The 6702-nt window shown below is 70.6% G+C and carries 7 protein-coding genes; 6 read left to right on the top strand and 1 reads right to left on the bottom strand.

The annotated features are described in order from the left end of the window. The first annotated feature begins 49 nt into the window (after window positions 1-49). The 3 genes from AC08OJ_RS06005 (at window position 50) to AC08OJ_RS06015 (ending at window position 3997) form a co-directional block, all read left to right on the top strand. Window positions 50-991, top strand: coding sequence for an ATP-binding protein (locus AC08OJ_RS06005; RefSeq protein ID WP_476595247.1), 942 nt, complete (start codon window positions 50-52; stop codon window positions 989-991). 226 nt (window positions 992-1217) lie between these two features. Further along, the gene (locus AC08OJ_RS06010; protein ID WP_476591992.1) at window positions 1218-2330 is read left to right on the top strand and encodes a hypothetical protein; all 1113 of its coding nucleotides are present in this window, start codon (window positions 1218-1220) and stop codon (window positions 2328-2330) included. Then, window positions 2330-3997 (top strand): hypothetical protein, encoded by a 1668-nt coding sequence (locus AC08OJ_RS06015; protein WP_476595248.1) that lies wholly within the window; start codon window positions 2330-2332, stop codon window positions 3995-3997. The genes AC08OJ_RS06010 and AC08OJ_RS06015 overlap by 1 nt, the downstream gene beginning before the upstream one ends. A 205-nt stretch (window positions 3998-4202) precedes the next feature. On the opposite strand, the gene AC08OJ_RS06020 is transcribed toward AC08OJ_RS06015, so the two are convergent. Next, window positions 4203-4631, bottom strand: a complete 429-nt coding sequence (locus tag AC08OJ_RS06020; RefSeq protein WP_476595249.1) for a MerR family transcriptional regulator — start codon at window positions 4629-4631, stop codon at window positions 4203-4205. Between the two features lie 100 nt (window positions 4632-4731). On the opposite strand from AC08OJ_RS06020, the gene AC08OJ_RS06025 reads away from it, so the two are divergent. From AC08OJ_RS06025 to AC08OJ_RS06035, 3 genes are all read left to right on the top strand, one after another. Beyond that, window positions 4732-5583, top strand: a complete 852-nt coding sequence (locus AC08OJ_RS06025) for an NAD(P)-dependent oxidoreductase (protein ID WP_476595250.1) — start codon at window positions 4732-4734, stop codon at window positions 5581-5583. Between the two features lie 161 nt (window positions 5584-5744). Then, window positions 5745-5999 (top strand): hypothetical protein, encoded by a 255-nt coding sequence (locus AC08OJ_RS06030; RefSeq protein ID WP_476595251.1) that lies wholly within the window; start codon window positions 5745-5747, stop codon window positions 5997-5999. A gap of 180 nt (window positions 6000-6179) precedes the next feature. After that, on the top strand, window positions 6180-6702 hold a 523-nt coding region (locus AC08OJ_RS06035; RefSeq protein WP_476595252.1), incomplete at its 3' end, for an AlbA family DNA-binding domain-containing protein.

The raw sequence follows: 6702 nt of genomic DNA on the forward strand, positions 1-6702 counted from the left end.
CGCGCGGTCGACGCCGGCTCGCCTGCCGGTCACTTCATCATCGCGGGCAGTGGTCCACTCGGGCGCGGGGCGGATCGTGCCGTTGCGGATGCGTCCGCTGAGCATGGCCGAGCGAGACGTCGACAGGCCGACGGTGAGCCTCGCCGCGCTTCTCCACGGGAACAGCGATATCGGTGGTGCCACCTCGCTTCGGCTGACGGACTACGTCGAGGAGATCACTGCATCAGGCTTTCCCGCCCTCCGCGGCCTGCCACCGCGGGCGCGTCGAGCCGAGCTGGATGCGTACCTGGACAACGTCGTTCAACGGGAGTTCCCCGAGCAGGGCTACCCGATCCGGCGGCCGACGGTGCTGCGCGCCTGGCTCGCCGCCTATGCCGCAGCCACGTCGACGACGACGGCCTACTCGAAAATCCTGGATGCGGCGACTCCCGGCCTGGGTAACAAGCCGGCCAAGGAGACCACTCTCGCCTATCGTGACGCCCTGTCGTCGCTGTGGTTGCTCGACGCGGTACCGCCGTGGATTCCTACCCGAAACCATCTTGAGCGGCTCGGTCGGTCCCCCAAGCACCATCTGGCGGACCCGGCGCTGGCCGCGCGGCTGCTCGGACTTGACGACTCCGCGCTGCTGCGGGCCGAGCAGGGCAGCACCGTCCTGTCGGCAGGCACGATTCTGGGGGCTCTGTTCGAGCATCTCGCCGCGCTCAGCCTGCATACCTACGCCGAGGCCGCCGAGGCCCGGGTAGGTCACCTGCGCACCCAGAACAACGACCACGAGGTCGACCTGATAGTCGAGCACTCGGACGGCCGCGTGCTGGCGGTTGAGGTAAAACTGGCGGACCGGGTCGAGGACTCCGACGTCAGGCACCTGAACTGGCTACGAGACCGCATCGGAGAAGACCTGATCGACGCCCTCGTGATCTATGCGGGTGAACATGCCTACCGCCGACGTGATGACGTCGCCGTGGTCCCGCTGGCACTTCTCGGTCCGTGACCCACTGGGTGGGTGGCGCCGCGGGCGAAAATCGACCAGCGGGTTTCGGAAAGGACGAGCGGATGTGGACGGCGCGGCACCGTTCGCCGAGGCGGGGCCCTCGGACAGGCCGCGCCGCTGGCGGAGGGGTGGCCACCGGAGCACCCGGCACCCCGTGTCTTCTCGTTGCCTGGCCGCTGCGACCGCTCGGCGGCTGATTCACCCAACTCTGGTAGACCTCTGGGCCATGACCGGACATGACGAGGTGACAGAGCTTGACGAGGTGCTCGGCGTCGGTGTCGACCGTCTCCTTCGCTCGGCCGAGGCTCGGGGCCAGGCCCTGCCGGCCGGGCCGGCCGTCACGACGGTCGCGGTCGTCCTGCTGCACAGGGACTCGCGGGTGCGGGCCGGGCTGCCGGAGATCACCGCGGCGCTGGCCAGGGAGATCCTGACCGGGAGCCTCGCGACGCTCGCGGTGCCGGCCCGGGACGACCTGGAAGTCTGCGCTCGCGTGCTGAAGGCTCTGGCGGACGAGCAGCACGCGGCTCGCCTGCTGAGCGCGAAGAAACTGGCGAAGCTCCACGCGGCTGTCGACGAGGCCACCGCGGACTACGAAGAGGCGCTCTTCGCGCCGGAACGGACGACCTGGGAGCGTTTCTACGCCCGGCTCATGCGTGACGAAGGCGTTGAGGTCACCGACGAGTCCGCCGTACGCGTCTGGCTCGCGCGTTACCGCGGGCGTCCCCTGGCGGACCGGAAGGCCGCCTTTCTCGCCGTGACGACCGCTCCCGACGAGACCGAGCCGACGAGACCGAGCCGACGAGGGCGGCGTCCACGCGGCACGCGCGCGGCAGTCGTCGGCCAGCTCTCCGAAACCGTGCGGTCCGGCGTGGAGCTTGGCGTCAGAGCCTTCTACCTGCCGTACCTCTATCAGGAGGACGGCACAGACGAGTCCGCGTTGGCGCGGATCGAGGCCTGGGTGGACCGCGTGATCGATGGTGTCACGGCGGCGGGGCTTAGCAAGGCCCTGCGGGAGGAGTTCCGCGATCTTGCGCCGTCGGAGGACATCCTGGTTGGCCCGATCGTGGCGGAGCTGAGCGACCGTCGGGAAGACTACGGCGGGTGCCTGCCGCCGGTCCTCGACCTGGCGCCGCTGGCGCCACGCGTGCCTGTTCCAGGCGCAACGGTGGCGACACCGCGGATACAGCGGATACCGCGGCGCTCGTCCGCTCGGCTCCCCTGCTCTCGGCCGCGGCGGGCCTCGCCCGCTGGGTGGACAGGCGGGGCGGAGTCGGCGAGGCGGAGCTTGGCCGCCACCTCGGGGACACGGCTGCCCAGTTGGGTCTGCCGGAGTCGGTGATGGAGCGCGTCGCGCGGTTCGCCTGGACCGTCTCGATGCTTCGCGTCCAGGACGGCCGGGTGGCCGCGGGCGAGGCGTGGTCCATATGGCGGGAGGGCGACGCCGACGACCTGTTGAACCTCGCGGTGACGAGCTACGCGGCCGTGCGCACGATGGCCGCCGACCTGACCGGGGACGGTCACAGGCAGGCCGGCGACCAGGGCGTCCGCCAGCCGGCCGAAGGCGCTGAGCGGGGCGAGCGGGGCGAGCGTGAGCCGGACACGCCTGGGCTGGGCGAGGACGACGACCCGTTCCTCGCGTCGGACGAGGACGACGGTCCGTTCCTTGAACCCGACGAGTTCGCCTCGGACGAGGGCGACGAGCGGGTCGTCGACGGCGACGTCCCGGTCCTGTTCGAGCTGTTCGGCCAGCAGGGGACGGCCTCCGTCGCACGTCTGGCGGCTATCGGCCTGGACTGGGTCATCCGGCGTGCGCGGGAGCCGGTCCTTCCGGTACCGCCCACGGGCCCGGAGGACCCGGGCGCGGCACCGGCCATGAGCATGTGGGCGTGGGACCCGCTTGACCCGGGCGCGTACGCGCTGCCGGAGGACGACGAGCTGGACCGCCTGATCGGCCTGGACGAGCCGCTCGACGCCGACGAGCGCGTCGAGCTCGCACGGCAGGCGCGGCTGACGGCGCTTGTCGCCGACCGGATGGCGGGGCTGGGCCTCGTCTGCCGGGCCGGGGACACGATCATGCTGTCCAGGCTCGGCGAGCGGGTGATGGGCAGTCTCGCGAGTCAGGCCGGCTGGGACGTTCCGACGTTGAGCGAGGTAGCCGCCGCCGAGCCGGCGGTGATGGCCCGATGGCTCGGGACCTGGCCGGCCTGGGCACGGGTGGCCGGCCTGCTGCTGTGGGCCGGTGCGGGGGATCTTGAGCGTCGCTGGCTTGACCTGTTCGCGGCGTGCGCGGCGAGCCCCGGGCAGCACCAGACCGTCTTCGAGCTGCTGGGGGTCGACACCAACAGGTGGGCGCGGCAGCGGCTCGCCCCCGGCATGCCTTACCAGGCGGCGCCGGACGACGCGCTCCCGTCGCCGCTGCCCGGCCCCGGCGCCGAGGAGCATCTGCTGGCGGCGTTGCGGGAGGCCGTCGCGGACCCCACGATCGGCGCCTATGCGCTGGCGGCGTGGCGGTCGAGGGGAGGCCAGGGTGAGGTGGAGCCACCGCCTCGTGCCCGCGCGGTCCTGCTGAGTGATCGGCTTGTCAGCCTCCAGCTGACCGCGTTCTGGTCGACACTGTTGGCCGACGAGATGCCGTCCGGCCCCGACGGGCCGTCCGAGGCCGACGGGCGGCTCGGCGCGGGGGACGACCCGCTGGAGCGCGCGATGCTCGCGGCCTTCGACGAGGAGGCCGCGGGGTGGCCGGGCGGAGGCGCGGCGCTGGTGGGAATGCTGCGTGACGTTTCGCCCGGGCGGTCCGCGGCGCTGGTCGGCCTGGCGACCATTGCCAGGCATCGGCCGGACGCGGTCGTCCAGCCCGCCCGGCAGGCGGCCGAGCCGGCCTCGCGGCCCGAGGATGCTCCGGCGCGCCCGAGGCCGTCGGTGGGCGGACGTATGCCGTCTCGGCGGGACGTCGCCCGCCGCCGCGCACGGGCCAACGGATCCAGGAGCAGGAAAGGCCGCGGCTGAGACGCCCGCCTTCTCGCTACTCACCTGGCTCCGGTGGCCGCCGCGCCGCGGTCGGCTACGGTGATGTCGTCGGACTGCACCTGAGCCAGATCCCGGCGGCGGACGAACTGCTGACGAACGATCCGTTGGCGCTGCTGATCGGGATGGTGCTGGACCAGCGGGTTCCGGAAAGAACGAACGCACTTCCAGCCAGCGTCGGGACGATCTAGGCCGCGACGGACCCGGTGCCGCCCTCGACACCGGCCGAGGTCACCGACTGGCATCCGGCCGGGTCCGCGTCCGTCGGCGGGGTGGCGGTGATGACGTCTTCGAGCAACGCCCTGGCGGTCGCCAGCTCGGCGATCGCGGCGCTGATCCGATCGTGTTCGCGCCACAGCGACGGCAGCATCTCGGGACAGCCCGGAGCCAGACCCTCGCCGCTGTCGACCACGCAGGGCAGCACCTCGGCTATGACCGCCGTCGGTAGGCCGGCCGCGAGCAGCGTGCGAATCCGGCGGACGGCCTCAACGTCGTTCTCGTGGTACTCCCGGTAGCCGCTGGGCCGCCTGGCCGGCCGCAGCAGACTCTGTTCCTCGTAGTAGCGCAACGCGCGCTCGTTGCTGCCGGTCCGCCGAGCTAGCTCACCGATACGCATGTGACCTCCGGCACTCCACAGTTGACTCTCACGTCGGTGTGAGGCTTTACCGTAACCCCCCGTGACCAGTGAACACGCATCCAGTTTCAACGGTGCACCAGTGACGGTTCTCGGCCTTGGCCCGATGGGCCAGGCACTGGCGAGCGCCTTTCTCGACAACGGACATCCGACCACGGTATGGAACCGGACCCCGGCGAGAGCCGAGACGCTCGTCGGTCGCGGCGCCACATTCGCAACGACAGTGACCGACGCGGTGACGGCGAGTCCGCTGACCGTGGTCTGCGTCATCGACGACACCGCGGCGAGGGACATCCTGGCCCCGGCGGCGGAGGCGGTGAAAGGCCGAGCGGTGGTGAACCTGACCTCTGACTTGCCGGACGCGGCGCGGGCGATGGCGGACTGGGCGGCGGACCACGGCGTCGACTACCTCGAAGATTCGATCATGACACCGGCGCCGACCATCGGCGGACCGGCGGCCGTCGTCCTCTACAGCGGGCCGGAGCCGCTCTACGACACCTGCCGACCGACGCTCGACGCGCTGGGAGGCACAGCCGTCCACCTCGGCTCCGACCACGGTCGCGCGGCGGCATTCGATATGGCATTGCTCGACATTTTCTGGACCGCGATGAGCGGCATCGTTCACGGCTTCGCGCTGGCCAAGGCCGAAGGCGTCTCGGCCGCGGCGCTCGCGCCGTTTGCCCGCGGCATCGGCGAGCTGCTGCCTCCGATCATCGACGAGTTCGCGGGATACATCGACTCGGGCCGGCATCCAGGCGGGACGTCGAACCTGCTGTCCGCGGCGGCGGGCATGAGCCACGTCCGCCACGCCGCCAGCACCCGCCACCTCGACACGACCGTCCTCGACGCGGCGCTCGCCGTCGCGCGACGGGCGGTCGACACCGGGCACGGAGCCGACGGGTTCTCCCGGCTCGTCGAGATGCTCAAGCCGTAGGCGCGCGAACGCCGGGACAAGATGAGGGAAACGCCTCTCCAGCGTTTAGTAGGCGAGGTCTGGAACTACGTGGTCGCGGGCGGCTCCGCCGGCTGACGCCTGTCGCCGACGGCCCGTTGGTCCGCGCGGTCCGCGCGATCAGGATCTGCTCCGGATGGTTGATGACCTTCGGCACCACGGGTGCGCCGTCAGACCGAGGCGTGGATGCCGGAGCCTGGTGCCCACGACGTCACCCGTGGCTGTTCGGCTGCCGCGTCGATACCCCGGGCGGACCGGACTACCTTAAGCCCATGGGCCTGCATCTGAGCCAGATCGCCGAAGCGGACGAGCTGCTCACCAACGATCCGCTCGCGATCCTGATCGGGATGGTGTTGGACCAGCGGGTATCGGAAAGAACGAGCGGGATGGGGTCATAGGCTCCGCACCCGAGCCGTGATGCCCCGCAGGGACGGCCGTCATCAGACTCCGATGCCCCCACCGCCATGCCGACGCCCACCCGGGTCCAGCGTCGGGCTCATGGTAGTCGGTCATGGTAATTAGCCTGAGCGGTACCATGATGGCATCCTGATGCGTCGAAGGCATCCTGATGGGGAGTCATGGACCGCGAGACAGTGGCCCGTACACTCGGTGACCTGGCTCGGCTCGGCAACGACAACTATCGGTTCGAGATCAAGAAGGCCAGGGGCGGCATGCCCCAGTCGTTGCACGAGACGATCAGCGCATTCGCGAACGGTGAGGGCGGGACGGTCCTTCTCGGCGTGGACGAGAAGGCGTCGTTCGCGGTCTCGGGACTGGTGGATCCGGAGTCAATTCGGGATAGCTTCGTCACGTTGTGTCGCGCTATGGACCCAACGGTCGCACCGTTGGTCGACATCGTGGACATGGGTGGCTCGAAGGTTCTCTATGCCTATGTACCGCCGATTCCACGGGACCGTCGGCCCTGCCACCTGGCGCGGCTTGCCCCGTGGGACGCATCCTTCATCCGCATGTCGGACGGCGACCGAAAGCTATCGGCATACGAGGTCCAGCTCCTCCTCGAGAACCGGGCCCCGGCACGGCATGTTGCCTCCGTCGTGCCGGAGGCAACGCAGGATGCTCTCGACTCGCAACGGCTACGGA

Source organism: Frankia sp. CgKIO3, assembly GCF_977946435.1.